Source organism: Streptomyces sp. 796.1, assembly GCF_047525675.1.
In the GTDB taxonomy this organism is placed as follows: Bacteria; Actinomycetota; Actinomycetes; order Streptomycetales; family Streptomycetaceae; genus Streptomyces.
Window position 1 is genome coordinate 55222 of record NZ_JBLIWA010000046.1, and the last position, 24604, is coordinate 79825.

Below are 24604 nucleotides of genomic sequence, written 5' to 3' on the forward strand. Positions count from 1 at the left end.
AGAACGGGGACCCACGATGAGCAGCGCCCACACAGCAGCGGACGGGACGGCGGGCGGCGGGGCCGTGCCCCGGGCCCGGGAGGTCAGCCTGCGGCCGGTCGAGCCCGCCGACCTGGAGATCTTCTTCACCTTCGAGCAGGACCCGGAGGCATCCCGACGGGCCGTGTTCCCCTCCAGGGAGCGCGAGCGCTTCATGACGCACTGGCAGAACCGCGTCCTGGCCGACCCCACGGCCCTGGTCCGTACGGTCATCGCGGACGGCGAGGTCGCGGGCAACTTCCTCAACTGGGAGGCGGACGGCCGCTGGCAGGTGGGCTACTGGCTCGGCCGCGCGTACTGGGGCCGCGGCATCGGCACCCGGGCCCTCACCCAGTTCACGGCCCTGATCCCGCACCGCCCGCTGTACGCCGACCCCTTCGCCAGCAACACGGCATCGGTCCGACTCCTTGAGCGCTGCGGCTTCCACCGCATACCGGACCCGGGGCCCGAGCACGGCTTGGAGCCCGGGCAGGTGGTGCTGGTGCTGGAGCAGTAGGGGCGGGTCGTGCGGGACGGGGGCCGGCCGCATCGTGGGCCGGCCCCGGCCCTGTGGTCGCTCAGCTCTGCGGGAGGCCCGGCGCCGCCGAGACCTCCGTGCCCGCTGCACCCTCCGTGTCGGCTGTATCGGTTGCGTCGGTCGGGTCGGTCGCGTCGAGCTGCCGCTCGCCATGCGGGTTGGCCGCCGTGCCCTCGGTGCTGAGGAGGACGAGGGTGGAGGTGGGGCCGATGGCCAGGGTGGCGCGCCGGTCGGTGGCGCCCTCGCCGGTGAGTGCCGCCCGCACGCCGGCCAACGAGGCGGCGCCACAGGGGCCGGCGGAGACCCCGAGCGCACCGAGGTCGCGCACCGCACGGGCGCCCTGCGCCTCGCTGATGGCGACGGCCGCGTCGAGCCCGGCCCGCAGCACGGGCCAGGCCAGGCTGGACGGCGTCCCGCAGTTCAGGCCGGCCATGGCGGTGTCCCCGGTCTCGATGCCGGCCGGCTCCTGCCGCACCAGGCTCTCCCACACACAGGCCGCGGCCTGCGGCTCGACGGACAACACCACCGGTCCGCCGGGCCAGGCACCCGCCCCGCCGTCCGATCCGCCATCCGGGCCGGCGTCCATGCCGACGTTCGGGTCGACGTCCGGGCCGATGCCGCTCCTGTCCAGCGGACCGTAGGCGCCCGCCCCGGCCGGGGCGGCGGGCCTGGTCGGGGCGGGGTGCGCGACGGGAGCGTCGTCCGCGGCCTGGGCGTCATGTGCCGCGGGGCCCGACCGGTAGTGGGTGACGGCCGCCTGGGCGAGGGAGCCGACGCCGACCGGGACGGCCACCAGGTCGGGGGTGCCGGCGCCGGCTGCGGCGAGTTGGGCGTCGACTTCGGCGAACAGGGTGGAGTAGCCCTCCACGATCCAGCCCGGAATCCGCTCGTAGCCGGGCCGGCCGCTGTCCTGGACGAGGATGCAGGTCGGCGCCCCACCGCCGACAGTGCCCGGCCCACCTGCCGCGCCCGGCCCGCCCGCCGCCGCGCCCCCGGCACCCGCCGTGCCCGCAGCACCGTCCGCCGCCTCGCCGTCCCAGTCCGCCGCCGTGCCCTCCCTGCCCGCCGCGCCGCCCGCCGTCGCACCCGCGGCCACCGCCGCGGCTTCGACCGCCGCTGCCGCCTCGCGCACCGCGCGGTCGTACGTCCCGGCCACGCGGGTCACCCGGGCGCCCTCGGCCGCGATCGCGTCCACCGCCCGCGGATGTACCCCGCGGGAGACGAAGACGTGGGCGCGCTGGCCGAGCAGGCGGGCGATGCGGGCGACGGCCCGGCCGTGGTTGCCGTCGGTCGCGGTGACGAACGTGATCGGCTCACCCGCCCCGGTTCCAGCCCCGGTCCAGGCCCCGACGGCCCCGGCCCCACCGTCGGCCGGACCACCGGCAGCCCCACCCGTACCGCCCGAACTACCCGCACCGTCCAAACTGCCCGCACCACCGGAACTGCCCGCACCACCCGTGCCGCCCATACCCCCCGTGCTGCCGCCCGTACCGCGTTCGGCCAGGATGCGGTGCAGGGCCCACGAGGCGCCGAGCGCCTTGAAGGCCGGTAGCCCGAGCCGGTCCGACTCGTCCTTGACGAAGACCCGGCCGACACCCAACTCGGCTGCCAGGTCCGGCAGTTCCACCAGCGGCGTGGGCGCGTACCCGGGCAGTCCGGCGTGGAAGGCGCGGGCGTCGCCGGGTACGGGGCGGCACTGCCAGCGCCGGGCGGCGGGCCTCGCGTACCACGGCACCGCGCCTGACGGGCCGGCCTGTGGGGCGTCCCTGCTGGTCAGCGTCGTGCCGGCGGAAGGGGTCTCAGTCATGCCACCAGCCTGCGGCGCGGCCCTCTCTCCGGTCCAGCGAATGTTTCCGACGAGTATTCATGAGGGGAACTGATGTATGACCCCTAACCCCCCGCCCCCTCCGCCCCGACCCCTTCGCCCCTGGACCTGCCCCCGGCCCGGGCTCCGGCCCCCGACCACGCCCCCCGACCCCTGCCACCCACGCAGGGACGACACGGAGAGGAACGCGCGCCCGCCATGTTCGACCTCCACCGCCTCCGGCTGCTGCGCGAGCTCAAGCACCGGGGCACCCTGGCCGCCGTCGCCGCGGCCCTCTCGTACAGCCCGTCCGCCATCTCCCAGCAGCTCGCGCAGTTGGAGACGGAGGTCGGGGTGCCGCTGCTTGAGCCGGTCGGGCGGCGGGTGCGGCTCACCGAGCAGGCCGAGATCCTCGTCGCCCACACCGAGGCCGTGCTGGAGCGCCTGGAGCGCGCCGAGGCGGACATCGCGACCTCGCTGACCGACCTCACCGGCACGCTCCGGGTGGCGGCGTTCCAGACCGCGGCGCTCGCCCTCGTACCGCCCGCCCTGACGCTGCTGCGCGCCGCCCACCCGCGGCTGCGCCTGCACATCACCCAGCGCGAACCGGAACGGGCCCTACCGGCGCTCCTGGCCCGCGACTTCGACGTGGTCGTCGCCGAGGAGTACCCGGGCAACCCGAACCCGCGCCCCGACGGCGTCGAACAGGAAGACCTGTGCGCCGACCCGCTCCGCCTGGCCCTGCCGCGCCACGCCGCGCACCTCGCGGCGCTCGGCACCGACCGCACCACCCGGGCCGGGCTGCGCGCGCTCGCCGACCACCCGTGGGTGATGGAACCGGCCGGCACCGCCGCCCGGCACTGGGCGATGACCCTGTGCCGCACCGCGGGCTTCGAACCCGACGTCCGGTACGAGTCGACCGACCTGCTGCTGCATCTGCGCCTGGTGGAACAGGGCCATGCCGTGGCCCTGCTGCCCGACTTGGTGTGGAGTGGGCGCGAACCGACCGTCACGGTGCGGGAGTTGCCGCGCGGGCAGCAGGCCCGCCGGCTGTTCACTGCCGTGCGGCGCGGCAGCAGCCACCACCCTGCGGTACGCGCCTGGCGGCGGGCGCTGGGCGAGGCGATGGCGGCGGGGCTGGCCACGGAGCCGGCCACGGGACCAGCCGCGGGGCCGAACACGGGACCGACCGCGGGACCAGCCGCGGGGCCGGGCGACTGACTCCGCCGCGACGCGGCCCCCGCCACTCCGGCACCCCGGCACTCCGCCGCTCCGGCACCCCGGCACTCCGCCGCTCCGGCACTCCGGCATCGGCCCCGGGCCCGAAACCAGGCCCGGAGCCGGGCCGCCGGCCACCCGCCAATCGCCCGCGTGAACGACCCAGCGGGTCAATACAGCTAGCCGTTGCGCGCCGGCGCTTGGCCGGGCCCAGCGGGGGCCGGGCCGCCCGGGGCGGTTTCACCGATGCCCCGGCCCAGTTCCCGCACGTAGCTCAGCCCCGGCTTCCCGCTCAGCGAGATCTCGCCGACGACCTCGAACCCGGTGCGCTCCAGCACCCTGCGCGAACCCGCGTTGTCCAGCGTGGTCCTGGCGTTCAGCCTGGTCAGCCCGTACCTGGTGGCCGCGAGGGCGCAGGTGCGGCGGACGGCGGCGGTGGCCAGGCCGCGGCCGGCGGCGCTGGCGGCGATGCGGTAGCCGAGTTCGGCCTCGCCGTCGGCGAGGTCCACCAGGTTCATCCGCCCGGCCACCGCGCCGCTGGCCGTCAGCAGCAGGTGGAAGTAGCAGATGCCGGCCTCCTGTTCGGCGAGGAGCAGCCGGTGGCGGCCTTCGAAGTCGGTGAAGTAGTCGTCGCCGCGGTCGGGTATCGAGGCGGCGAAGTACGCCCGGTTGGACCGCTCGAAGTCGAACAGGGCCGCCGCGTGGTCCGGCCACCGCAGCAGGTGCAACGCGATCCCGTCCACCACGTCCACGGGCCCGGCCCCCATGCCGACGCCCCCGCCGGCACCGGCGCCCGGCCCGCCTTCCGCCTCGTCCTCCGTCGCGGTCCCGGTCGTGGTCTCGGTCGCGGTCTCGGAGACGCGCTGGGGGGCGGGCGAAGACAGTGGTTCAGCCATGAACGAAGCATACGGAGGAGGCGCAAGCGACGGGGGTGACGCGGAGGCGGTTCCGGGAGGTGCCGCGGACGCGTGGCCGGGAGGCGGCGCGGAGCCGGTTCCGAGAGGCGACCCGGGAGAGGTGCCGGGAAGGGCACCGGGGAAGCGGAGGCGGTGCCAGGGAAGCCGCGACGGGCCCCCTCTCCCCACTCGCCACTCGCCACTCGCCACCCACCCCACTCACCCCACCCGCCTCCTCGCCCCACCCCCCGCTCACCCCGCTCACCCCGCTCACCCCACTCACTCCTCCCGCCCCTCCTCCCACCCGCTGGGGGCGTAGTCCACGTACCCCTCCGCGCCCCCGCCGTAGAAGGTCCGTACGTCGCCCGGCGACAGCGCGCGGCCCAGGGCGAAGCGGGTGACCAGATCGGGGTTGGCGACGAAGTGGCGGGCGTAGGAGACCGCGTCGGCCGTTCCCTCGGCGATGGCGGCGTTGCCCGACGCCTGGTCGAAGCCGTTGTTGACGATGAGCGGGCCGTCGAAGCGGCGGCGGTAGCGGGCGAACGCGGCCGGGTCGGGCGTCGGCGCGCCCGGCGTCTGGTCCACGGGCGCACCCGGGGGCGCGAGGTCGGGGCCGCGCAGGTGGAGGTAGGCCAGGCCGCGAACGCTGAGCTCCGCCACGAGCGCGTCGTAGTCGGACAACAGCGGTTCGTCCGCGATGAACCTGTCCCCGTCGTGCCAGTACGGCGAGAGCCGCACGCCGACGCGCTGGGTGCCCCACGAGGCGGCGACCGCGTCGACGACGTCGAGCAACAGCCGCCGCCGACCGGCCGCGTCACCCCCGTACGCGTCACTTCGGTGGTTCAAGCGCGGGTTGAGGAACTGCGCGAACAGCATGGTGCCCACGCCCCCGATCTCCACCCCGTCGAAGCCGGCGCGCCGGGCCCGCTCCGCGGCGGCGCCGAAGTCGGCGACCGTCCTCGCGAGGTCCGCGGCCGTCATCGCCCGCGGCGTGACGGTCTCCTTGAACCCCTCGGCCGTGAAGGACCGCAGCCGCGGATCGACCGCCGACGGGCCCAGGGGCCGCGCACCCCCGTGGTGGTCGGGGTGCGAACAGGCGCCCGTGTGCCAGAGCTGGAGGACGATGCACCCACCGAGCGCGTGCACCGCGTCGGTCACCTGCCGCCAGGCAGCCACCTGCTGCTCCCGGTGGATGCCGGGTACGTGGACGAAGCCGATCGCCTCCTCGCTGACCCAGGTGCCCTCGGTGATGATCAGGCCGGCGCTGGCGCGCTGGGCGTAGTACGCGACGTGCATCGCGGTCGGTTCGAGGCCCGGATTGGCCGCCCTGGCCCGGGTCATCGGCGCCATCACCACCCGGTTGTGCAGTGCGAGGTCCCCGAAGACCGCGGGCCGCAACAGCGGCTGGTTGAGCACGGGCGGGGCTGCCGGGGCGGATGCGGCAGGCTGGACGGCCCGGACGGGCGGTCGCGGCCCGGCGCTGTCGGTCACCGGCCGGTCATCGGTGGTCGAAGGAACGGTACGCACGGTGTGTCTCCCCTCGTCAGCGGGCCGGGCGGGCGAACCTGCGGCAGGCTCGGGTCACATCGGCCCCGATTCGTACGTCATCCAGACGACGGGGCCCGACGACGAAAGGTGACCGATGCGCGAGCAGGAGCGGCTGGCGGAGCGGTTCGAGCCACACCGCGGCCGGCTGCGGGCGATCGCCTACCGCATCCTCGGCTCGGCCAGCGACGCGGAGGACGCCGTCCAGGAGACGTGGCTACGGCTGAGCCGCAGCGCGGACGGGGGCGACGAGACACGGGGCGCGGACGGGGGCGGGGGCGACGAGGCACGGGGCGCGGCCGAGGCGGCCCGTACGGCCGAGACGGGCGGGGCGATCGACAACCTGGCCGGCTGGCTGACCACGGTCGTCTCGCGGATCTGCCTCGACATGTTGCGCGCCAGGACCGCACGGCGCGAGGACCTGATCGGTGAGCGGCTGCCGGACCGGCTGGAGCCCGCCACCGCAGCGGCCGGCCCCGGCCGCGCCTCCCGGCCGACCGCCGCCGACCCCGAGCAGGAGGCGTTGCTCGTCGACTCGGTGGGCCGGGCGCTCCTCGTGGTGCTGGACACGCTCGGCCCGGCCGAGCGGGTCGCCTTCGTGCTGCACGACCTGTTCGGCGTGCCGTTCCAGCAGCTCGCGCCGCTGCTTGACCGTACGCCGGGGGCCGCGAAGAAGCTCGCCAGCCGGGCCCGCCACAAGGTGCGCGGCACGCCCGCGGCCCCCGCGGCCGAACTCGCCAGGCACCGCGCCGTCGTGGCCGCCTTCCTCGCCGCGGCCCGCAGCGGCGACCTGGCCGGGCTGCTCGCCGTGCTCGCCCCCGACGTCGTCCGCCACGCCGACCCCGCCGCCCTGCCGCCCGGCTCCCGCACCGAACTGCGCGGCGCCCAGGCCGTGGCCGAAAACACCCTGGTCTTCGGCCGCCGCGCGCACCTGGCCGAACTGGCCCTGATCAACGGCACCGTGGGCGTCGTGGTGGCCCCGCGCGGCCGGCTGTGGCTGGCCATCACCTTCACCGTCCACGGCGACGAGATCACGGCGTACGACGTGGTCGCCGACCCGGCCCGGCTCCACGCGCTCGACCTGGCGGTGCTGGAGTACTGACGGCACGGGCCCGGCCGCAGCCCCCAACCCGCCTTGCTGCAACGGGTGTTGACTGCCGGACGGGACCCGTCCCCATCGGTTGCCCGTACCGTCCTGGCAGCGGGCCGGGCCACAGACAGTCCGCCGCACCGGCAGGACACGGGCCGGGGAGGCCGTAGGGGGCTGTCGGGCGGCGGGCTGCTGCCGGGGGAACGGGGCGGGGGTGCGGGGTCGGGTACCGGAAGCAGGCGTGGACGGGGCGTGGGGAGCGCCCCGCCCGCGCCGGTACCCACCCCGCCCCCTGCCCCAACACGCCATCCGCGCGACGCGGCCCGGCACGGCACGGCGCGTACCCGCCGATCAGGTCCGTGCCCGCTGATCCGGAACGGGCCGATCTGGCGTCCCCCACCACACCCGCTCGCCCTCCGCGTCCACGGTCAGGCCGAAGCGTTCGAACCCGGGGCGCCCCTGCCCCTCCCACCAGCCCAGGGCGGCTTCCGTCTCGTCCCACAGCCGCCGGGGGCCCTGCTGCCACACGCGCGTCCGCGCCCCGTCGCGGAACTGCGCACACGCCCACGAGCGGTCACCGAGGCCGTAGAACCAGACCGGCCGCGCCCCGCCCTCCTTCGCGGCGACGACGTGGCAGCAGTCGCGCACCTGGAGCCCCAGCGCGAACTGCTGGGGACTGAACCGGCCCGACACGAACTGCTCCTCGGTGACGGCGCTGGACGACTCGTCGCCGTCGGCCACGCCGTGCGGCACGTACGCGCGGTGCAGTACGGGCGGCAGGCGCTGCGCCCGCAGCTTCATGAACTCCACCGGGCCGGTGAACGCCCCGGACGCGCTCCGCCCGTCAGCGGCGACGACCAGCCTGGCCACCGCGTCCCCGTTGCCGAAGTGGGTCCCCCAGGGCGCGACGATCACCCCGCCGGGCCGGCTCTGCCGCACCCAGGCGAAGGGCACGGACCGCAGGCCACAGGTGGCGATGGTCCGGTCGTACGGAGCCCCCTCCGCGCATCCTTCGACGCCGTCCCGGCGCACGACGCGGACGGGCGCGCCGAAGCGCTCCAGGGCCGCGCGCGCCGTCGCCGCCACGGCCTCGTCCACCTCCACCGTGACGACGTTCTGCGGCCCCACCCGGTGGGCCAGCAGCGCCGCGTTCCAGCCGGTGCCCGTGCCGATCTCCAACACCCGGTGTCCCGGCCGTACGTCCAGGTCACGCAACATGCCGAAGACCACGCTCGGCATGGAAGCGGAGCTGCTGGAGACCGCCCCCGGCGCGGCCCCCGAGTGTTGGCCGTCGTCCCACTGCGTGACGATCGGCACGTCGGCAGCCGCGTACCGCGCCCACTCCGCCGGCTCCGCCACCGCGCTGACCGCGACGCTCCGGCCGGCGTCCATGTCGAACGGCCACATCAGCTCGGGCAGGAAGGCCGCACGCGGCACGTCCCGGAACGCCGCCGCCCATTCGTCCGGCAGCAGCCCCGCCGCCCCCAGCGCGCGAGCTAACTCCACGCGGCCAGGGCTACTTCGCTGCGGGTCGACCGTCATGCGTCAGCCGGCCTTGGGCGGGTTGGGAACGCCCGGACCGCCGTCCGGGGACGGCGGCTGATGCGGCCCCGGGTACGGCTGCCCTGGGAGCTTGTCGCCCTTGCCGCCGTCCTGGTGCGCGGTACGCGTCACGAGGGTCCCTCTCGCTAGGTATCCACGGAGTCACCGACCGTTATACACGCATGTCCGCGTGCGCGGTCCCCACCTTCTGCTCATCCAACTAAGGCTGCACCGTTGGTAGTTGAGGGTTTCTCAATCTCGCTAGGCGTTAAGGGTTTCTCGACCCTGCCCGGCGGCCAGCCGCCCCCACCCACCCCCGTGCCTACCATGGCGTATGGCCAGCCACCCCCGGACGGACGCGCGGATGCGGCGTGAGCAGTTGAGTGCCTTTCTGCGGACGCGGCGGGCGCGGCTCACGCCCGGTGAGGTGGGGATGGCCGCGGTGGGGAAGCGGCGGACCCCGGGGTTGCGGCGGGAGGAGGTGGCCGTGCTCGCCGGGGTGGGGGTCTCCTGGTACACCTGGCTCGAACAGGGGCGCAGCATCAACGTGTCGGCGGAGGTGCTGGACGCGATCGGCGGTGCGCTGCGGCTGACCGAGCCGGAGCGGGCCCACCTGTACCTGCTGGCCGGGCTCAACCCGCCGCCCGCGCGCGGGCCGCGCGCGGCGGACGTGCCGGCGCAGTTGCGGGACGTGCTGGACGCCTGGTCGCCACGGCCGGCGATGTTGCAGGACCGGCACTGGCACATCATCGCCCGCAACGCCGCCGCCGATGCGCTGCTCGGCTTCACCGAGGGCGACCACAACTGTCTGGTCACCTTCTTCACCAGCGCCCGTTACCGCGCCCACGAGGCCGAGTGGGCGCAGATCGCGCCGGCCGTGGTGGCCGACTTCCGGGCCGACGCGGCGCACTTCCCGGACGACCCGGAGTTCGCCCGGATCGTGGCCGACCTCAGTGCGGTGAGCCCGGAGTTCGTCGCGCTGTGGGAGCGCCACGAGGTGGGCACCCACCGGCCCGCCAGGAAGGCCGTGCACCATCCGGACGCCGGTGAGCTGCTGTTCGACACCACGACGCTCACCGTGACCGACAGGCCGCAGTGGCACCTGGTCCTCTACAACCCGCGCCCGGGCACCGACACGTACGCCCGCCTCACCCGTGACCTGGGCATTTCCTGAAGGCAGTGCCCGAAGGCGCTGAAGGTGGTGGTGGCAGACCCTGGATAGCTGCGCACTGTTTCCCCGTACGCGGCCTTGGCACGCTCGCCGCATGGCAGAGCACGCACAGAACACGCAGACCGCACAGACCATGCAGACCACGCACAGCACCCAGAACACGCAGCACACGCAGCGCGTACGGAGCGCGCCCGGCGGCCAGCGCACGCGGGAGGCCGGGCCCGTTTCGGGGGCGCGGTTCACCGGGAAGGTCGCGCTGGTCACCGGGGGGAGCAGCGGGATGGGGCTGGCTGCGGCGCGGCGGCTGGTGGCCGAGGGGGCCTCGGTGGTGATCACCGGGCGGGACGCGGGGCGGCTGGAGGCCGCGGTGGCGGAGCTCGGCGGTGCCGAGCGGGCGTTCGCGGTCCGGGGCGATGTCGCCCACCTGCCGGACCTCGACGCGCTGACGGAGGCGGTCCGTACCCGGTTCGGCCGGCTCGACGTCGTCTTCGCCAACGCCGGCGTCGCCTCCTTCCAGCCGACCGACGAGGTCACCGAGGCCGAGTACGACCGGGTCATGGACATCAACGTGAAGGGCGTCTTCTTCACCCTCGGCAAGGTGCGCCCGCTGCTCGCGGACGGGGCCGCGATCGTGATCAACGCCTCGTGGACGGTGCAGCGCGGGCTGCCCGCCGGCGCGCTGTACTCGGCCAGCAAGGCCGCCGTGCACAACCTGGCGCACACCCTCGCAGCGGAGCTCGGGCCGCGCGGCATCCGGGTCAACTCGGTCAGCCCGGGCTACATCGAGACCGCGATGTTCCACGCCGCCGTCACCCCCGAGGCGCACGCCGACGTGGTCGCCGACATCGTCGTCGGACGGATCGGCACCGCCGACGACGTCGCCGGCGCCGTGGCCTTCCTCGCCTCCGACGAGGCGTCGTACATCACCGGCCAGGACCTGATCATCGACGGCGGGCTGGTGGCGGCGGTGCCGGGAACGACCTGGTAGGCGCGGTGGGGCCGGGGCCGGGGCCGGGGCCGGGGCCGGCTGGCGCGAGCGGCGGGCGGGGTGTCGGCGGCGCCGCTCACCCCGCCGCCGACCGGAACGCCCTGCGGTACGCGCCCGGCGTCGTGTCGAGCGCCGTGCGGAAGCGGCGGCGGAGGTTGGTGGCCGACGAGAGGCCCGCGCGGTGGGCGACGGCCCCACGTCCCGCAGACCACCGATGGCTGCCGGCTCTTCCTCTTCTACCCGGAGGGCTGACGACCCCGACGCCCCCGTACGCGGCGGCGGCCCGGCCCGCGGCCCGCGCCGCTACGGCCGGGCGTGCGGCGTACGAGACGGGCAGCACGGCCGGGGTACGGGCGCGGCGCCGGGGCGAGGGCCTGGCTCAACCCGTCGAGCGGCGGATGCGGTTGGCCTCCCGGGCGATGGCCCACGCATCGGCCACCGGACCCACGTGGTGCAGCTTGTCCGGGTTGATCACCGAGCGGATGGCCTGGACGCGGCCGTCGCCGATGTCGATCGCCAGGATGTTGATGACCAGGCCGGTGCGGTCCCGGAAGATCGCGCCCGGCTCGCCGTTCACCTGGTGCGGCTCGACCACGCACCCCATCTGCGTGAACAGCTTCATGAGCGCCGTGAGCGTACGGGCCACCCGCTCGGCGCCGTGGATCGGCCGCCACTGCGGTGCCTTGCCGCCGCCGTCGCCGAACATCTGCACGTCGGCGGCGAGGAGTTCGCGCAGTCCGTCGAGATCGCCCTCCCGGAACGCGTCGAAGAAGCGATCCGCCAGCTCCTCCCACTCCCGGCGGTCCGCCGCGAACCGGGGCCGGCCCTCCTCCATGTGGCGCCGGGCCCGCACCGCGAGCTGTCGGCACGCCGCGGGCGACTTGCCAACGGCCGTCGCCACGTCGGCGAACCCGAACCCGAAGACCTCCCGCAACACGAACACCGCCCGCTCCGGCGGGCTCAGCCGCTCCAGCAGCAACAGCGCCGCCATCGACACCGAGTCGGCCAGTTCGGCCGAGCGCTCCGGGTCCTCGTACGGGTCGGTCAGCAGCGGCTCCGGCAGCCACTGGCCCACGTACGACTCGCGCCGCACCCGGGCCGAGCGCAGCACGTCGATCGAGATCCGGGTGACCACGGTGGCCAGGTAGGAACGGGTCGACGTCGGCTCGGTCGCGGAGTCCGCGAAGCGCAACCAGGTCTCCTGGACCGCGTCCTCCGCCTCGCTGACGCTGCCCAGGATGCGGTAGGCGATGGCGAACAGCATCGGCCGCAGTTCCTCGAACTCCTCCACCCGCGTCATACGGCCGCCTCCCGGCGAGGGGGTTCGGTGTGTCGGGGCTCGGCCTGCGGCCGAGGATCGGGGTCGGCCTGCGGCCGGGGCCAGGGCTGGATTCCGGTCCGGGTTCCCGCCCGCATTCCGGGCTCGGGGCGGGCCCGGTGCTGGTTCCGGGCCGGGCCGTGGTGCTGCCGTTGGTTCCCGTGGTCGTGCCGGTCCCGCTGGTGGCCCGGCCGGCCCGGCTCCGGTGGTGGGGCCGCCCGCCCCGTACCCCCGACCGTCACGCACACCCGCATGCCCCTCGTCCTCCCGCCTCCGCGCCGCACGCTCCACCCTGCATGGTTCGGCTCTCCATCTTCAGACGAACCAGCCGGCCGGGCTGTGACATCAGGCCAGCCGGGGCCGTGCCGGGGCCCGCCTCCCGCTCGCCCCGGCCCCGCCCCACGCGCGCCACCGGCCCGCGGTCTCCAGGACCACGGGCCGGTGCGGTGCGACGCAATGCATTGTTGAATTGCATTGCATTGCCTTACGTGGCAAGGGAATGCAATGCAATGAAATGCAAGGGGCTGACTACTTCTTCCACTCCACGGAGTGCGCCCGCAGCGCGTACTTGCCGCACTTGCCCTCGAACTTCCAGTAGCCCTTGCCGACCCAGTCGCCGTAGTGCGTCTTGTTGGAACAGTCGGTCGTCGTACGGGCCTTGCCGCGCGTCACATGGCAGTCGGCGGACCAGCTAGAGCTGCCGACCTTCCAGTTCTTGCAGGTGTAGCCGTAGTCGTTGGCGCTGGCCGAGTTCGGCGCGGCGACCAGCAGTCCACCGGCGAGGACCGCGGTGGCGGACGCGGCGCCCAGGGCGCGTATGACGCGCTTCATGTGTTCTCTCCCGTTTCCGTTGGTGCAGGTACGCCCGGCGCGGGCGGCGCGAACGGATCGCCCGGCACCGGACCGGAAGATCTTACGGAATGGCTTATTCCGTCACCGTCCGCGGGTCGGCGACGAGGGACGCGGATCGTGTGGCGCGCGGCCGGCCGGTGCGGTACGCGGCGCGCGCGGCTCAGCCGCCCTCCGGCCCGGCCGCGCCGTTCTCCCAGATGAACACCTCGGTGCTCGGCTGCCGTTCGGAGAAGAGTCCAGCCGGCGCGGCCCCGCCAAGGAGGCGCCGCAACTCCGCCTCGAACTCGGCGCACCGCGCGCCGAACAGGTGCGGGGCGGAGGACGACAGCGCGAACACGCCCGCCACGACGTCGTCGTACGAACGCTCCAACCCCTGCCCGCCGGGCACGATCAGGCGGCGCGGCCCGGTGAAGCCCGCCCGCCGGAAGACGGCCGCCTCACCGCTCGGCGTGCCCCGCGGCAGCGACCCGCGGCCGGCCCGGCGCACCGCACCCAGATAGCGTCTGATCAGCGCGTCGATCGCACCTCGCGGCACCGCGGGGTGCGGCAGTCCGGTCACCGGACGGTGCTCGCCCTTCAGGTCCGACACGTGCACCAGCACTCCGTCGGGCCGCAGCCTGGCCCGGACGTCCGCCGCGACCGCATCACGCTCCATCCAGTGGAAGGACTGGCCGAACACCGCCACGTCGAACGGGCCCAGACCGGCCGGCAGTTCCTCGGCCCTGGCGCGCACCCAGCGCACCCGGGACGCCGGTGGGTCCTCGGCCGCCGCGCGTTCCGCCTCGGCGAGCATCCCGGCGTCCGGATCGACCCCGACGGTCTCGGCGAAGTGCCCCGCCAGTGCCAGGGCCAGGGTGCCGGGCCCGCACCCCACGTCGAGCAGCCGCCCCCGCCCGTCGAGCCCCAACGCGGTACGCAGCGCAGCGGCCAACCCCGGCGCGTACGGCAGCCGCCCGCGCCGGTAGTAGGGCGCGGCCCCCAGGAACAACGTCTCGTCCCACACCCACTGCGACGCGTGGTCCGGCTCCCGGCCCAGGTCCATCTCGTCCTCCCGCTGGTTCCCGTTCCCGCTCTGATGTGCCGTTGCCGGCTGCCCCCGGACGCGGCCCGGGGCTTGGCCCCTCACGTGGCCTCGGTCGGGCACGGATCGGGGGCGGGCGGCGCCCCATCGGCCGATCCCGCACCAGCCGCCCCGGCCGCGCCAGCCACCTGCTGCGTCCCGACCGTCTCGGCCGTCCCCGTCGCCCCGACCGCCCCAACCGCCCCGGTCGCCGCCTCGTCCGGCGCCGCCGCCGGTGTCCGGTAGCCGCGCAGGGGCGCATTGGCCGCGGCCACCGCCGCTATCGCGAAGGTCGCGAGCAGACCGCCGGTGACCAGCGAGAACGGCGCGGAGGTCGCCGAAGCGACCACGCCGCCGCGGAAGTTGCCGAGATGGGGGCCGGCGACGCCGATCACGTGCTCGGCCGATGAGACCCGACCGCGGTAGGCGTCCGGCGTCTCCAACTGGACCACCGTGCTGCGCGTGACCACCGAGACGGTGTCCGCCGCGCCGGCCACGGCCAGCAGGCCGAGCGCCAGCCACAGCGGCCCGGCGAGCCCGAAGCCGGCCAGGGCCAGGCCCCAGACGCCGGCCGCGGTCAGTTGCACCAGGCCGCTGCGGCGCCAGCGGGTCACCGTGCCGGAGAGCAGCCCGGCCACGATGCCACCCACCGCGACGGCCGACAGAAAGAGCCCGAGGGTCCGCGGATTGCCACCGAACCGCTCCTCGTTGACCAGCGGGAACAGCGCGATCGGCATGGCCAGCAAGGTGGCCGCCAGATCCGTGGCCAGGCACCCCCACAGCACCGGACGGCGCCACAGCACCCGCCACCCACCGCGCTCCGGACGCCACCGCCGCGCCGCGCCTGTGGCTGTGGCTTCGCTCGTGGTTGTGGCTGCGGCTGTGGCTGCGCTTACGTCTACGCCCGCGGCGGCCTCGGGGCCCGTACCCTCTCCCCCGCCCGCACCAGCACGCGCCTCCGCACCAGCCGCACCACCCACAGCCGCGCCCGCGCCCCCACCCGCGGGCCGCACCGGCGGCATCGACGGCAGTCGGAAGACCGCGAGCAGCGCGACCACGACCGCCCCGGCCTGGACGGCGTACGCGGCGGACAGGCCCCACTGCGCGATGACCACCCCGGCGAGCGCGGGACCCGCCAACATGGCGGCCTGGAAGGACACGTTGGCGAGGGCGAGGCCGGCGGCCACCTGGTCCGCCGGCAGCAGCCGGACCGGGAAGGTGCGCCGGGCGGGCGCCCCGAGCGCGGCGCAGGCCGACTCCGCGGCGACCAGGACGAGGAGCAGCAGCACGCTGCGGTTGCCGGCCAACGCCTGCGCGGCGAGCGCGAAGGCGGCCAGGAGTTGGCCGAAGGTGGTGGCCCGTACCACCGTACGGCGGTCGACGGCATCCGCCAGCACGCCGCCGACCAGGCCGAACACGATCATCGGCAGCCCGGTGGCGAGCCCGATCGCTCCGGTGCCCACCGGGCTCCCGGTCAGCTCCCAGACCTGGGCGAGGACGGCCACCGTGGCGAGTTGGGCGCCGATCTGGGAGGCCGAGGTGCCGATCCACAGCTCGCGGAAGGCCCGGCTACCGCGGAGCGGACGGGTGTCGAGGAAACGGACGCGCGCCTTCACCGCGGAGGTGTGCCGCGGCCGACCGACGAACCTGCCGGGGCGGACGGGGTGCCTGCCGGAGCGTACGCGCCGCCTACCGCGGCCTCCCCCGGCGCGGCCTCCCGCACCTCAACCTCCCCCGCCGGGCCCGCCCCTGCCACGGCTGCCCCCGGCGCGCCCTCCCCCGCCGTCGCCCGCTCCGCGTCGTACGCCGCGTGGGCACGGGCGATGTCCTCGCTGTGCCGTTTGGCCCAGCCGACCAGCGAGAGCAGCGTCTCGTTCAGTTCGAGCGCCATCTCGGTGCAGGCGTACTCGACCCGGGGCGGCACCGTCGGGTACACCGTGCGCACCAACAGCCCCTCCCGCTCCAGCTTGCGCAGGTTCAGGGTGAGCATGCGGCGGCTGATGCCCGTGATGCCGCGCTCCAACTCGCTGAAGCGGACCGGGCCGTGCGCGGCGGCGATCAGGATGCCGATGGCCCACTTGCCGGCGACCCGGTCGAGCACCTCGACCACCGAACACGCCGGGCTGCCCTTCTCCGTCTCCCCCGTCGTGACACCGGTGTGACTACGGGACATAAAAGTGCCTCCTTCCGCGGATTGCGATGGTTACACAGGATGGGCCTAGTAACAAAGACGCACCTTAGAGAGGCTGCTGCTCCATGCCCCCGCAGATCTTCTCGCGGACCTCCCCGAAGCCCCGCGACTCACGCCCCGCCAGCCCCACCGCCCCTTCCACTCCCACCGCTCCCTCCGGACCCACCTCTCCGACCAATCCCACCAGCCCCACCTCCCGTTGGCTCGCCCTGGCCATCCTCTGCACCGGCCAGTTGATGGTGATCCTGGACGGCACGATCGTGAACGTGGCCCTGCCGTCCATCCGACGCAGCCTGGACCTCTCGCCGGCGGGCCTGGGCTGGGTGATCAACGCCTATCTGCTGCCGTTCGGCGGCCTGTTGCTGCTCTCCGGACGCCTCGGCGACCTCTTCGGCCGCAAGCGCGTCTTCGTCACCGGCCTCGCCGTCTTCACGGCGGCGTCGCTGCTGTGCGGCCTGGCGCAGAACGCGCCGATGCTGCTCGTCGCCCGCTTCCTCCAGGGCGCGGGCGGCGCCGTGACCTCGTCGGTCACGCTGGCCATGGTGGTCACGATGTTCACCGAACCGCGCGAGCGCGCCAGGGCCATCGGCGTCTACAGCTTCGTCCAGTCCGCCGGCGGCGCGCTCGGCCTGCTGCTGGGCGGCGTCCTGGCGCAGACCGTCGGCTGGCACTGGATCTTCATCGTCAACGTGCCGATCGGCGCAGCCGCCATCGCCCTGGCCGTCCGCCGCATCGCCCCCGAGTCAGGTACGGGCCGCGGCCGGAGCACCGACGCCTGGGGCGCCGCCCTGATCACGCTGGCGCTGATGCTGGCCGTGTACGCGATCGTCGAGGTGCCCCAACGGGGCGCCACCTCGGCCCGCACGCTCGGCCTCGGCGCGGGTGCCCTCGCCCTGCTGGTGGCGTTCGCCCTGCGCCAGGCCAGGGCGGCGGACCCGCTGCTCCCGCCGCGGATGTTCCGCTCCCGCACCGTCACCGGCGCACTCGGCACGCACGTCCTGCTCATCTCCGGCCTGTTCGGCTTCCAGTTCTTCGCCGTCCTCTACATGCAGCAGGTGCTCGGCTTCGACGAGGTCCGTACGGGCCTGGGCATCGTGCCCGTGGCCGTACTGATCGGCGGCATGTCGCTGTTCCTGGCCCCGCGCCTGATCGGCGGGTACGGGCCCCGGGCCGCGCTGCTCGTCGGCCTCGCCCTGATCGCCGTCGGCCTCGGCCTGCTCGGCCAGGTCTCGCCGGGCGGGGCGTACGCCAGCCACGTACTCCCCGCGACGCTGCCGCTCGGTGCCGGCTTCGGCCTGGCGATGCCCGCGCTCGCCGGGCTCGCCATGGCGGGCGCCACGCCTGCCGATTCGGGCCTGGCGTCGGGCATGTTCAACACCGTGCAGCAGGTCGGCAGCGCCCTCGGCCTCGCCGTCCTCAGCACGCTGGCCATCTCCCGCACGGACGACCTGCTGGCCGCCGGCACGCCCGAACCCGCCGCCCTCACCGCCGGCTACCAACTCGCCTTCCGCGTCGGCGCCTGCCTGGTCATCGCCGCGTTCGCGGTCGCGGCGGTGGCGCTGCGTACGGTCAACTCACCGGGTAAGCAAGGGGATTCGGCGCCCGGGGAAGGGCAGACCACGCCGGCGGCGTAGGGCGTACGGAGGCCGCCGCCCGGTGGTGGGCCGCGCTCCGCGGTGGGGGCGGGGTGGCTCAGGCCCGGTGACGGAAGTGGCGGGGCGACCGTGTCGAAGGGTGACCGTGGGGGTACGGGCAGCCGGTGCCTAGGCTGGGCCCCCCACCGGCACCGCGGCCCCTCCCCACCCCACTGGCTGGGCCCACCCCACCCCACCCCACCCATCCCCTCCCCGCACCCGACCGCCCCGGAGGCGCGCATGTCCCTACGGATGAAGCTGGCTGCTATCACGCTGGACTGCCCCGACCCGCTGGCGCTGGCCGCGTTCTACCAGGAGGCCACCGGGTTCGCGCCGCACCCGAAGTCCGACGCCGAGTTCGCCGGGCTGACCCGCACCGACGGGCTCCTCATGGGCTTCCAGCGCGTCACCGACTACCGTGCCCCGCGCTGGCCCGACCAGACCGTGCCGCAACAGCTCCACATCTGTTTCGACGTCCCCGACCTGGACGAGGCGGAAGCCGCGCTCCGCCGACTTGGCGCGGGCAAGCCCGCCCACCAGCCGCACGACCCGGCCCGCGCCCGCGTCCTGACCGACCCGGCCGGCCACCCGTTCTGCATCTGCCTGGAGTGAGGGCGCCCCGCACCGACCGGCCGCGCGGGCGGCCCGCCGTACCAGCGGCTCCCCGCAGTCGCCCGGGACCACGGGCCCGGCCGCGCCGGGACCGCGTCCACCGCAGGGCCGGCACCCCACCGGGCCCCGTACCGCTCAACCCCCGTACCACTCAACCCACATACCGCACCCGAAACCCCTCGGGCCCCGCCGGATCGCGGTCGGCGAGTTGGATCGGCGCGTCGGGCCACTGCCAGACGCTGCCGCCCGGGGTGCGGGCGAAGCGGACCGTTCCCCGGGTGCCGGCGACGGCGACCCGCGGCCAGGCCCCGGCGACCTGGGCCCGCTCCGTACCGTGCGTGCGGAGCGCCTCCGCGAGCACGTGGATCGCGTCGTACCCCTCGTACGCGACGAACGAGGGCGCGGCGGCCAGCCGTTCGCGCAGAGCCGCCGCGACCCGCAGGCCGAGCGGGCCGAGCTGCTCGGGCAGATAGCGCAGGAACGGTACGGCGGCGCCGTCAGCGCCGAGCGCCGCCGCCCACTCGGCGAACTCCGGCTGCCCGGCCGGCGCGCCGAGCACCACCTCGGCGAGGCGCGGGTCGCGGCGGACGGCCCGTACGATCGGCACGGCCGGCGCGGGCAGCCCGACCAGCAGCAACGCGGCCGTCACCCGCTGCTCAGCGAGGCGGTCGCAGACCGCGGCGGGGTCGAGCGCATCCGCGTCGAGTTCGACCAGGGTGCCGCCGCGCGTGGCAAGGTGCTCGCGGAGGATGCGGGTGCCGGCCGCCCAGTAGACGCTGGGCTGGGCGACCACGGCGATGCGCCGGTGGCCGGCGTCGACGAGGAAGTCAGCGAAGACGCGCCAGCCGCGGGACTGCGGCGGCGCGAGCCGCGCGACCCACTCCGTCGGCTGCTCGGTGAGCGCGTCGAGCACCGCTGACGTGCACAGGAACGGCAGCCGCAGCGCATCGGCGCGGGCGGCGACCGAGCGCGCGACGACGCTGTGGTACTCGCCCACCAGCGCGGCCACCCCGAGCCCGGCCAACTCGTCCACGGCCGCAACGGCCCGCTGCGGGTCGGCCGCGGTGTCCCGCACCACCAGCTCCAGCGGCCTCCCACCGATCCCGCCCGCACGGTTGACCTCGGCGACGGCGAGTTCGAGCCCGGCGACGAGGTGCCGCCCCGCCTCGATCCAACCGGGCGGACTCAACGGGGCGAGCCCGCCGATCCGTACGGGCCCCTCCCCGACCGGCCCCGACTCCGGCTCCGCCCCCTGCTGAGCCCCCGCCGCATCCCGGTCGTACGCGTCCATCGCATCCCGCCCTCATCCCGCCCGCCCCACCGTGGCGGACGCACCTGGGTCACCCTTGCCGGTCATTGCAGCCAGCCCCACGCCGCCGGGCAACTGGTTTTCGCCACCCGCCGGCCCCCGGCCCGCCCCTACCGCGCCGGCTCCCACACAGAAGCGTCATGGGCGAAGAGCACCCGCCGCGGATCGAAGTCGGCGACCCGATCCAGCCACGACCGATACGCCGGAAGCGGCTGCTCCACACCGTCCAGCGCCGCCCGTCGCGCCAACTCCCCGGCCGCGAACTGCGAAGCGCTGTCATACGCCTGCCCGGCGAGCACCACCACCGCCCCGTCCCCCTGCCGCACCACCAACGACTGGTGCCCCGGGGTGTGCCCGGGCGTGGGGATCACCCACATCCCCGGCCACACCTCCACCTCCCCGGTGATTTCCTCGTACGCGGCACCGGGAAAGTCCACGAGTTCCGGAAAGGTGTACCCGTCCTGCCGGGCCGCGGCCAATTCCACGTCCTGCACCAGAACGGGCTTTCCGGCCAGCAGTGGATTCCCCCCACAGTGATCGAAATGCAGATGGCAATTGACCACCAGGGCCACGTCATCGAGCCCGATGCCCGCCCCGGAAAGCGCCTCCACCAGCCCCCGCCGCCGCGGCCGGTAATGCGCCTCGGTATCCGGCGTGGCCGCCCCCATCCCCGTATCGAAGAGCACCACGCCCCGCGGATGCCGCACTAGATAACCCAGCACGGCCTCCACTCGCGGCTCCTCGCCCCCGACTTCCACGGCCGGCCGAACGAAATACCCGAGATCAAGCCGCCGCACGTCCATACCGTTCCTCACCCCTCGTCCCTCGTCCCGTAGAAGGACCTTGGCACCCCTGCGCCCGCGGCCCACAGATGTTCGCCACGGGCCAACCACTGACCGGCGACCACCAGCTCCCGGGGCACCGCGCGGCTGCCGGGGGTGGGGCATCCCGCTCGTGCGGGGCTGTGGGATCAGGACTCGGGGGCGCAGACGTCGGCGACCACACAACTGACGTTGTCGGGGCCGCCGCAGCCGTTGGCCAGCGCGACGAGTTCGCGGACCGCCCGCTCGGGCTCGCAGGGGCCGCAGAGCACACGGCGGATCTCCTCGGGCGGCACGACGGCGGACAGGCCGTCGGAGCAGAGCAGGTACCGGTCGCCCCGCCGGGCGTCGTGCAGACGCATGTCGGGGGTGGCATCGGCTCCTCGCCCCAGGGCCCGTACCAGCAGGGAGCGCTGCGGGTGGGAGGCGGCCTCGGCCAGACTGAGACGTCCTTCGTCGACCATCGACTGCACCATGGTGTGGTCGTGCGTGATCTGGAACAACTCGCCGTCCCGCAGGAGATAGACGCGGGAGTCACCGATGTGGACGAGGGCGAGCTGCGAACCGGTCCACAGCATCGCGGTGAGCGTGGTCCCCGCCTCGGCGGCGGCAGGGCCTGCGCCGCAGACCCCGTGCACAGCCCGTCTGGCCTGGTCGACCGCGTCATCGAGGACATTGAGGAGTTGGCCCGCCGGGACGCCGTCGGACTCCAGGCCCTTGAGCGCGTCGACGGCGGCGGCGCTCGCGGGGGCGCCCCCGCTGCCGTAGCCGTCGGCGACGGCCAGCAGGCGGGACCCCGCGTAGACGGTGTCCTGGTTGCTCTCGCGGACGAGACCGGTGTCGGACAGGGCGGCGTACCGGAGGTCGAGCGGCTCGGTGGTCGAGGACATGGTGGGTCCTTCCTGGAGAGGTGGTCGACGAGGAATGCGGCCACGTCCCGCCGTGCGGCGGTGTCGGCTTCGACCCGGGCCCAGAACGCCCGGACCTCCTCAGCCGCCCGCCCCGCCTCCAACGTGCAGACCTGCTGGATGCGGGCGAGGGGCATGCCGAGCCGCCGGAGCCAGGCGACCAGCCGCGCCTGCTCCAGTTGGTCCGGGGCGTAATGGCGGTAGCCCGTCACCGGGTCGACGTGGGCGGGGGTCAGCAGCCCGAGTTCGTCGTACAGCCGCAGCGCCTTCGGCGACAGTCGGGACGCCTTCGCGAACGTCCCGATGGTCAGCAACTCCATGCCCATCCCTCCTCGTGCCGGGCGCGCCGCCCGGCCTCACCGATGCTGTGGGCTGCCCCAGGGTGAAGGTCAACCGCCGCCGATGGTGAGGCCGGCGGCAGGGTCGCACCCGTCCGCGCCCCTCGCGTCGCCGGCCGGCGCCCCCAGCCACCCCGCGGTGACGTCGAACCGGCGACCCCCTACCTGAGAGCCAGATCGAAGACGGCTCCCCAGCATGAGGCGACCAGCGCTTCCGGTCGGTAGCTTCGGCTGCGGAGAAGAGCCCGAGGGGCGGCTCGCGGGCCGGTACGGGCTGACGCGGCGATGCGGGCTGCCCCGGACCGCCCCGGTTGGCCGGCGGGCCGCGTCCCCGACGCGCCCCAGCGGGAGGCTTAGCGGGAAGCCCGACGCGGACCCACCGGGAAACCCGGCGGAAGGCCCGCCGAGAAACCCACCCGCAAGCCGCGAAACCCACCCGCAAGGCCAGCGTCAGTGACCACCACACGACCGGGCTCCCACGACCGTCGGGGAGCCACCCCATGAACAATCTGGACAATACTGACCACATGGACAGCGCCGAGAAGGAGACGGCGCACGCGGCGCCCAGCGGCAGGGTGCCCAGCGGCGGAACACCCCGCACCGGCGCGCCCAGCGGCCGAGCGCTCCGCACCGTACGGGAGGACCTGTTCGCCCTGGACCCGCAGCCCATGCCGCCCATGACGGGGCCGAAGCCGCTGCGGTGGCTGCCGCACCTCGCCGTCGCCGCGGTGGCGGCGTTCGCGGCGGGCCCCGGCACCGAGGACATCGCGGCGCGGGGCGTCGGGATGGCCCACGCGGCGCTGCTCGTGGTGGCGCTGCGCTGGCCGGTGCCGGCCTGGTGGCTGTCGCTCGTGATGCTGCCGGTGTTCTCGCTCCGCGCGTCCTTCGGCCCGTACGAGGGGTGGGCGTGGTCCGTGCACGCCGGGCTGCTGTTCCTGCTCGCGCTGCGCAACCGGCCACGGGTGGCGTACGAGACCGTGCTGCTGAGCACCGCCCTGCTGCTCGGGCTGCAACTGGCGGGCGGCGGCGCGTGGCCCTGGCGCTTCGTGGTGATCGTGCTGGCGGAGTTCGCCCTGGTCGTGGCCGCCGCGGCCGGGGTGCGCCAGGTCCGGGAGGTCCGCAGCCGGCTCGCGGAGCAGGAGGCCACCCTCGCGCAGGAGCGGGCCCACCGCACCGTCCTCCAGGAACGCGCCCGCATCGCCCGCGAGTTGCACGACGTGGTCGCCCACCACATGTCCGTCATCTCCATCCAGGCCGACGCCGCCCCTTACCGGGTCGCGGACCCGCCGCCCGAGCTGGTCGCGGCGCTGGCCGACATCCGCGCGGGCGCCCTGGAGGGGCTGACCGAACTGCGCCGCCTGCTCGGCGTGCTGCGCTCCGAGGACCGCCCCGCCGGTGCCGGCCCCGAGGCCCCGCAGCCCACCCTGGAACGGCTCGACGACCTGCTCACCGGCGTGCGCAGGGCCGGGCTCGACGTGACGGCGACGACCTCGGGGACCCGCCGCCCGCTGCCCGAGGGCGTGGAGCTCTCCGCGTACCGGATCGTCCAGGAGGCGCTCAGCAACACCCTGCGGCACGCCCCCGGCGCCCGCACCCGCGTCGAGCTCAACTACACCTGTACCGCGCTTCACCTGCGGGTACGCAACGGCCCCGGGCAGCAGCCCGACCAGCCGTCGCCGGGCGCCGGGCACGGCCTCCTGGGCATGCGCGAACGCGCCGCGATGCTCGGCGGCGAACTCTCCGCCGCGCCCACGCCGGACGGCGGCTTCGAGGTCACGGCCCTCCTGCCGGCGCCCGCCGCCCCGAGCGATCCGAAGGCCCCGAAAGCGCCGAAGCCCCCAGCAGGTCCAACGGCCCCGGCGGTACCGTCAGCCCCGACCACGCCAGCCCCCGTCACCCCCACTGCCACCCCCGCCACCCGCCAGCCAGACGAGGAAGAGCCCGCATGACGATCCGAGTGGTGATCGCCGACGACCAGGCGATGGTCCGCGAAGCGTTCTCGGTACTGCTGGGCGCCCAGCCCGACATCGACGTGGTCACGACCGCCGTGGACGGCCGGGAGGCCGTGGCAGCGGCCGGCGAACTGCGCCCCGACGTGATCGTCATGGACATCCGGATGCCGGGCCTCGACGGCATCGAGGCCACCCGCCAGATCACCCGACAGCCCGACCTGCCCACCAAGATCCTGGTCCTGACCACCTTCGACCTCGACGAGTACGTGTACGAGGCACTGCGCGCCGGCGCCAGCGGCTTCCTCCTCAAGGACGCCTCCGGGGTCCAACTCGCCGAGGCCGTAAGCACCGTGGCCGCCGGCGACGCCCTGCTGTCCCCGGAGATCACCAAGCGGCTCATCACGGAGTTCTCCCGGCTGAGCAGCTCACCGAAGGCCCCCACCCAGGTGCGGATCGACGAACTCACCAACCGCGAGACCGAGGTGCTGACCCTCGTCGCCCGGGGCCTGTCCAACGCGGAGATCGCCCGCGAACTCGTCGCCGAGCAGACCGTCAAGACCCATATGGGCAGCATTCTCCACAAGCTCCAGTTGCGGGACCGTACGCAGGCAGCGGTCTTCGCGTACGAAACGGGACTGGTGGCCCCCGGCCGCACCCATCTGTGACCGAACGCGTTGGGGCCGTCCGGGTCTGGGGCCGTACGGGTCCGTGACTTCACTGGTCATGCGGGACGCGCGGCGCTCCCGGGCATTGCTGACGCTTCCCGGGTCTGCCCGGGCCCGGGCCCTCTCCCCTCTCC

Annotated in this window: 19 protein-coding genes and 4 pseudogenes; 9 read left to right on the forward strand and 14 right to left on the reverse strand. The window is 74.8% G+C overall.

The window, feature by feature from the left end; genetic code table 11:
* Window positions 1-16 precede the first annotated feature (16 nt).
* The gene (locus ACMA1D_RS27015; protein ID WP_414726614.1) at window positions 17-535 is read left to right on the forward strand and encodes a GNAT family N-acetyltransferase; all 519 of its coding nucleotides are present in this window, start codon (window positions 17-19) and stop codon (window positions 533-535) included.
* Between the two features lie 61 nt (window positions 536-596).
* On the opposite strand, the gene ACMA1D_RS27020 is transcribed toward ACMA1D_RS27015, so the two are convergent.
* Window positions 597-1142 carry a pyridoxal-phosphate dependent enzyme gene (locus ACMA1D_RS27020; RefSeq protein ID WP_414726651.1) on the reverse strand — a complete coding sequence of 182 codons (546 nt, stop codon included), beginning with the start codon at window positions 1140-1142 and terminating at the stop codon, window positions 597-599.
* Window positions 1143-1277: 135 nt separating this feature from the next.
* A pseudogene (locus ACMA1D_RS27025) lies at window positions 1278-2363 on the reverse strand (pyridoxal-phosphate dependent enzyme); the annotation flags it as partial.
* A 216-nt stretch (window positions 2364-2579) separates the two neighbouring features.
* Between ACMA1D_RS27025 and ACMA1D_RS27030 the strand changes: the two are divergent.
* The gene (locus ACMA1D_RS27030) at window positions 2580-3581 is read left to right on the forward strand and encodes a LysR family transcriptional regulator (RefSeq protein WP_414726615.1); all 1002 of its coding nucleotides are present in this window, start codon (window positions 2580-2582) and stop codon (window positions 3579-3581) included.
* A gap of 176 nt (window positions 3582-3757) precedes the next feature.
* Here ACMA1D_RS27030 and ACMA1D_RS27035 read toward each other — a convergent pair whose 3' ends face one another.
* Both ACMA1D_RS27035 and ACMA1D_RS27040 read right to left on the reverse strand, forming a co-directional pair.
* Window positions 3758-4345: a GNAT family N-acetyltransferase gene (locus ACMA1D_RS27035; RefSeq protein WP_414726652.1), complete on the reverse strand. Its 588-nt coding sequence runs from the start codon at window positions 4343-4345 to the stop codon at window positions 3758-3760.
* Window positions 4346-4753: 408 nt separating this feature from the next.
* Window positions 4754-6001 (reverse strand): alkene reductase, encoded by a 1248-nt coding sequence (locus tag ACMA1D_RS27040; protein ID WP_414726616.1) that lies wholly within the window; start codon window positions 5999-6001, stop codon window positions 4754-4756.
* Between the two features lie 115 nt (window positions 6002-6116).
* Here ACMA1D_RS27040 and ACMA1D_RS27045 point away from each other — a divergent pair, with 115 nt between their 5' ends.
* Complete coding sequence (locus ACMA1D_RS27045) at window positions 6117-7121, forward strand: sigma factor (protein ID WP_414726617.1); 1005 nt, start codon at window positions 6117-6119, stop codon at window positions 7119-7121.
* 339 nt (window positions 7122-7460) lie between these two features.
* On the opposite strand, the gene ACMA1D_RS27050 is transcribed toward ACMA1D_RS27045, so the two are convergent.
* Entirely contained in the window at window positions 7461-8651 is a 1191-nt protein-coding gene (locus tag ACMA1D_RS27050) for a methyltransferase domain-containing protein (protein WP_414726618.1), read from the reverse strand.
* A 334-nt stretch (window positions 8652-8985) separates the two neighbouring features.
* On the opposite strand from ACMA1D_RS27050, the gene ACMA1D_RS27055 reads away from it, so the two are divergent.
* Together ACMA1D_RS27055 and ACMA1D_RS27060 are read left to right on the forward strand one after the other, a co-directional pair.
* On the forward strand, window positions 8986-9825 hold the full coding sequence (locus ACMA1D_RS27055; RefSeq protein WP_414726619.1) for a helix-turn-helix transcriptional regulator: 840 nt from the start codon (window positions 8986-8988) through the stop codon (window positions 9823-9825).
* A gap of 91 nt (window positions 9826-9916) precedes the next feature.
* Window positions 9917-10810: an SDR family NAD(P)-dependent oxidoreductase gene (locus tag ACMA1D_RS27060; protein WP_414726620.1), complete on the forward strand. Its 894-nt coding sequence runs from the start codon at window positions 9917-9919 to the stop codon at window positions 10808-10810.
* Between the two features lie 76 nt (window positions 10811-10886).
* Here ACMA1D_RS27060 and ACMA1D_RS27065 read toward each other — a convergent pair.
* The 6 genes and pseudogenes from ACMA1D_RS27065 to ACMA1D_RS27090 all read right to left on the reverse strand — a co-directional run.
* Window positions 10887-11000 (reverse strand): annotated as a pseudogene (locus tag ACMA1D_RS27065) (AraC family transcriptional regulator); the annotation flags it as partial.
* 189 nt (window positions 11001-11189) lie between these two features.
* Entirely contained in the window at window positions 11190-12110 is a 921-nt protein-coding gene (locus ACMA1D_RS27070) for an RNA polymerase sigma-70 factor (protein ID WP_414726621.1), read from the reverse strand.
* 546 nt (window positions 12111-12656) lie between these two features.
* A complete protein-coding gene (locus ACMA1D_RS27075) occupies window positions 12657-12959 on the reverse strand; it encodes a hypothetical protein (RefSeq protein WP_414726622.1) in 303 nt (100 codons plus the stop codon).
* A 181-nt stretch (window positions 12960-13140) separates the two neighbouring features.
* Window positions 13141-14022, reverse strand: coding sequence for a class I SAM-dependent methyltransferase (locus ACMA1D_RS27080; RefSeq protein WP_414726623.1), 882 nt, complete (start codon window positions 14020-14022; stop codon window positions 13141-13143).
* Between the two features lie 80 nt (window positions 14023-14102).
* Window positions 14103-15656, reverse strand: coding sequence for an MFS transporter (locus ACMA1D_RS27085; protein WP_414726624.1), 1554 nt, complete (start codon window positions 15654-15656; stop codon window positions 14103-14105).
* Between the two features lie 140 nt (window positions 15657-15796).
* Window positions 15797-16213 (reverse strand): annotated as a pseudogene (locus tag ACMA1D_RS27090) (winged helix-turn-helix transcriptional regulator); the annotation flags it as partial.
* A gap of 254 nt (window positions 16214-16467) precedes the next feature.
* On the opposite strand from ACMA1D_RS27090, the gene ACMA1D_RS27095 reads away from it, so the two are divergent.
* Both ACMA1D_RS27095 and ACMA1D_RS27100 read left to right on the forward strand, forming a co-directional pair.
* Window positions 16468-17865 carry an MFS transporter gene (locus ACMA1D_RS27095; protein WP_414726653.1) on the forward strand — a complete coding sequence of 466 codons (1398 nt, stop codon included), beginning with the start codon at window positions 16468-16470 and terminating at the stop codon, window positions 17863-17865.
* 240 nt (window positions 17866-18105) lie between these two features.
* Window positions 18106-18477: a VOC family protein gene (locus ACMA1D_RS27100; protein WP_414726625.1), complete on the forward strand. Its 372-nt coding sequence runs from the start codon at window positions 18106-18108 to the stop codon at window positions 18475-18477.
* Window positions 18478-18628: 151 nt separating this feature from the next.
* Here ACMA1D_RS27100 and ACMA1D_RS27105 read toward each other — a convergent pair whose 3' ends face one another.
* The 3 genes and pseudogenes from ACMA1D_RS27105 to ACMA1D_RS27115 form a co-directional block, all read right to left on the reverse strand.
* The gene (locus tag ACMA1D_RS27105; protein ID WP_414726626.1) at window positions 18629-19768 is read right to left on the reverse strand and encodes an ABC transporter substrate-binding protein; all 1140 of its coding nucleotides are present in this window, start codon (window positions 19766-19768) and stop codon (window positions 18629-18631) included.
* A 128-nt stretch (window positions 19769-19896) separates the two neighbouring features.
* Window positions 19897-20589 (reverse strand): N-acyl homoserine lactonase family protein, encoded by a 693-nt coding sequence (locus ACMA1D_RS27110; protein WP_414726627.1) that lies wholly within the window; start codon window positions 20587-20589, stop codon window positions 19897-19899.
* A gap of 167 nt (window positions 20590-20756) precedes the next feature.
* Window positions 20757-21835 (reverse strand): annotated as a pseudogene (locus ACMA1D_RS27115) (MerR family transcriptional regulator).
* Between the two features lie 518 nt (window positions 21836-22353).
* Here ACMA1D_RS27115 and ACMA1D_RS27120 point away from each other — a divergent pair.
* Together ACMA1D_RS27120 and ACMA1D_RS27125 are read left to right on the forward strand one after the other, a co-directional pair.
* Window positions 22354-23802, forward strand: coding sequence for a sensor histidine kinase (locus tag ACMA1D_RS27120; RefSeq protein ID WP_414726628.1), 1449 nt, complete (start codon window positions 22354-22356; stop codon window positions 23800-23802).
* A complete protein-coding gene (locus ACMA1D_RS27125) occupies window positions 23799-24470 on the forward strand; it encodes a response regulator (RefSeq protein WP_414726629.1) in 672 nt (223 codons plus the stop codon). Before ACMA1D_RS27120 ends, ACMA1D_RS27125 begins: the two co-directional genes overlap by 4 nt.
* Window positions 24471-24604: the final 134 nt, after the last annotated feature.

Excerpts from the sequence above, each read along its gene's own strand:
- ACMA1D_RS27015 (WP_414726614.1), top strand. The coding sequence starts at position 17 with ATGAGCAGCGCCCACACAGCAGCGGACGGGACGGCGGGCGGCGGGGCC.
- ACMA1D_RS27020 (WP_414726651.1), bottom strand. The coding sequence starts at position 1,142 with ATGGACGCCGGCCCGGATGGCGGATCGGACGGCGGGGCGGGTGCCTGG.
- ACMA1D_RS27030 (WP_414726615.1), top strand. The coding sequence starts at position 2,580 with ATGTTCGACCTCCACCGCCTCCGGCTGCTGCGCGAGCTCAAGCACCGG.
- ACMA1D_RS27035 (WP_414726652.1), bottom strand. The coding sequence starts at position 4,345 with ATGGGGGCCGGGCCCGTGGACGTGGTGGACGGGATCGCGTTGCACCTG.
- ACMA1D_RS27045 (WP_414726617.1), top strand. The coding sequence starts at position 6,117 with ATGCGCGAGCAGGAGCGGCTGGCGGAGCGGTTCGAGCCACACCGCGGC.
- ACMA1D_RS27050 (WP_414726618.1), bottom strand. The coding sequence starts at position 8,651 with ATGACGGTCGACCCGCAGCGAAGTAGCCCTGGCCGCGTGGAGTTAGCT.
- ACMA1D_RS27055 (WP_414726619.1), top strand. The coding sequence starts at position 8,986 with ATGGCCAGCCACCCCCGGACGGACGCGCGGATGCGGCGTGAGCAGTTG.
- ACMA1D_RS27060 (WP_414726620.1), top strand. The coding sequence starts at position 9,917 with ATGGCAGAGCACGCACAGAACACGCAGACCGCACAGACCATGCAGACC.
- ACMA1D_RS27070 (WP_414726621.1), bottom strand. The coding sequence starts at position 12,110 with ATGACGCGGGTGGAGGAGTTCGAGGAACTGCGGCCGATGCTGTTCGCC.
- ACMA1D_RS27075 (WP_414726622.1), bottom strand. The coding sequence starts at position 12,959 with ATGAAGCGCGTCATACGCGCCCTGGGCGCCGCGTCCGCCACCGCGGTC.
- ACMA1D_RS27080 (WP_414726623.1), bottom strand. The coding sequence starts at position 14,022 with ATGGACCTGGGCCGGGAGCCGGACCACGCGTCGCAGTGGGTGTGGGAC.
- ACMA1D_RS27095 (WP_414726653.1), top strand. The coding sequence starts at position 16,468 with ATGGTGATCCTGGACGGCACGATCGTGAACGTGGCCCTGCCGTCCATC.
- ACMA1D_RS27100 (WP_414726625.1), top strand. The coding sequence starts at position 18,106 with ATGTCCCTACGGATGAAGCTGGCTGCTATCACGCTGGACTGCCCCGAC.
- ACMA1D_RS27105 (WP_414726626.1), bottom strand. The coding sequence starts at position 19,768 with ATGGACGCGTACGACCGGGATGCGGCGGGGGCTCAGCAGGGGGCGGAG.
- ACMA1D_RS27110 (WP_414726627.1), bottom strand. The coding sequence starts at position 20,589 with ATGGACGTGCGGCGGCTTGATCTCGGGTATTTCGTTCGGCCGGCCGTG.
- ACMA1D_RS27120 (WP_414726628.1), top strand. The coding sequence starts at position 22,354 with ATGAACAATCTGGACAATACTGACCACATGGACAGCGCCGAGAAGGAG.
- ACMA1D_RS27125 (WP_414726629.1), top strand. The coding sequence starts at position 23,799 with ATGACGATCCGAGTGGTGATCGCCGACGACCAGGCGATGGTCCGCGAA.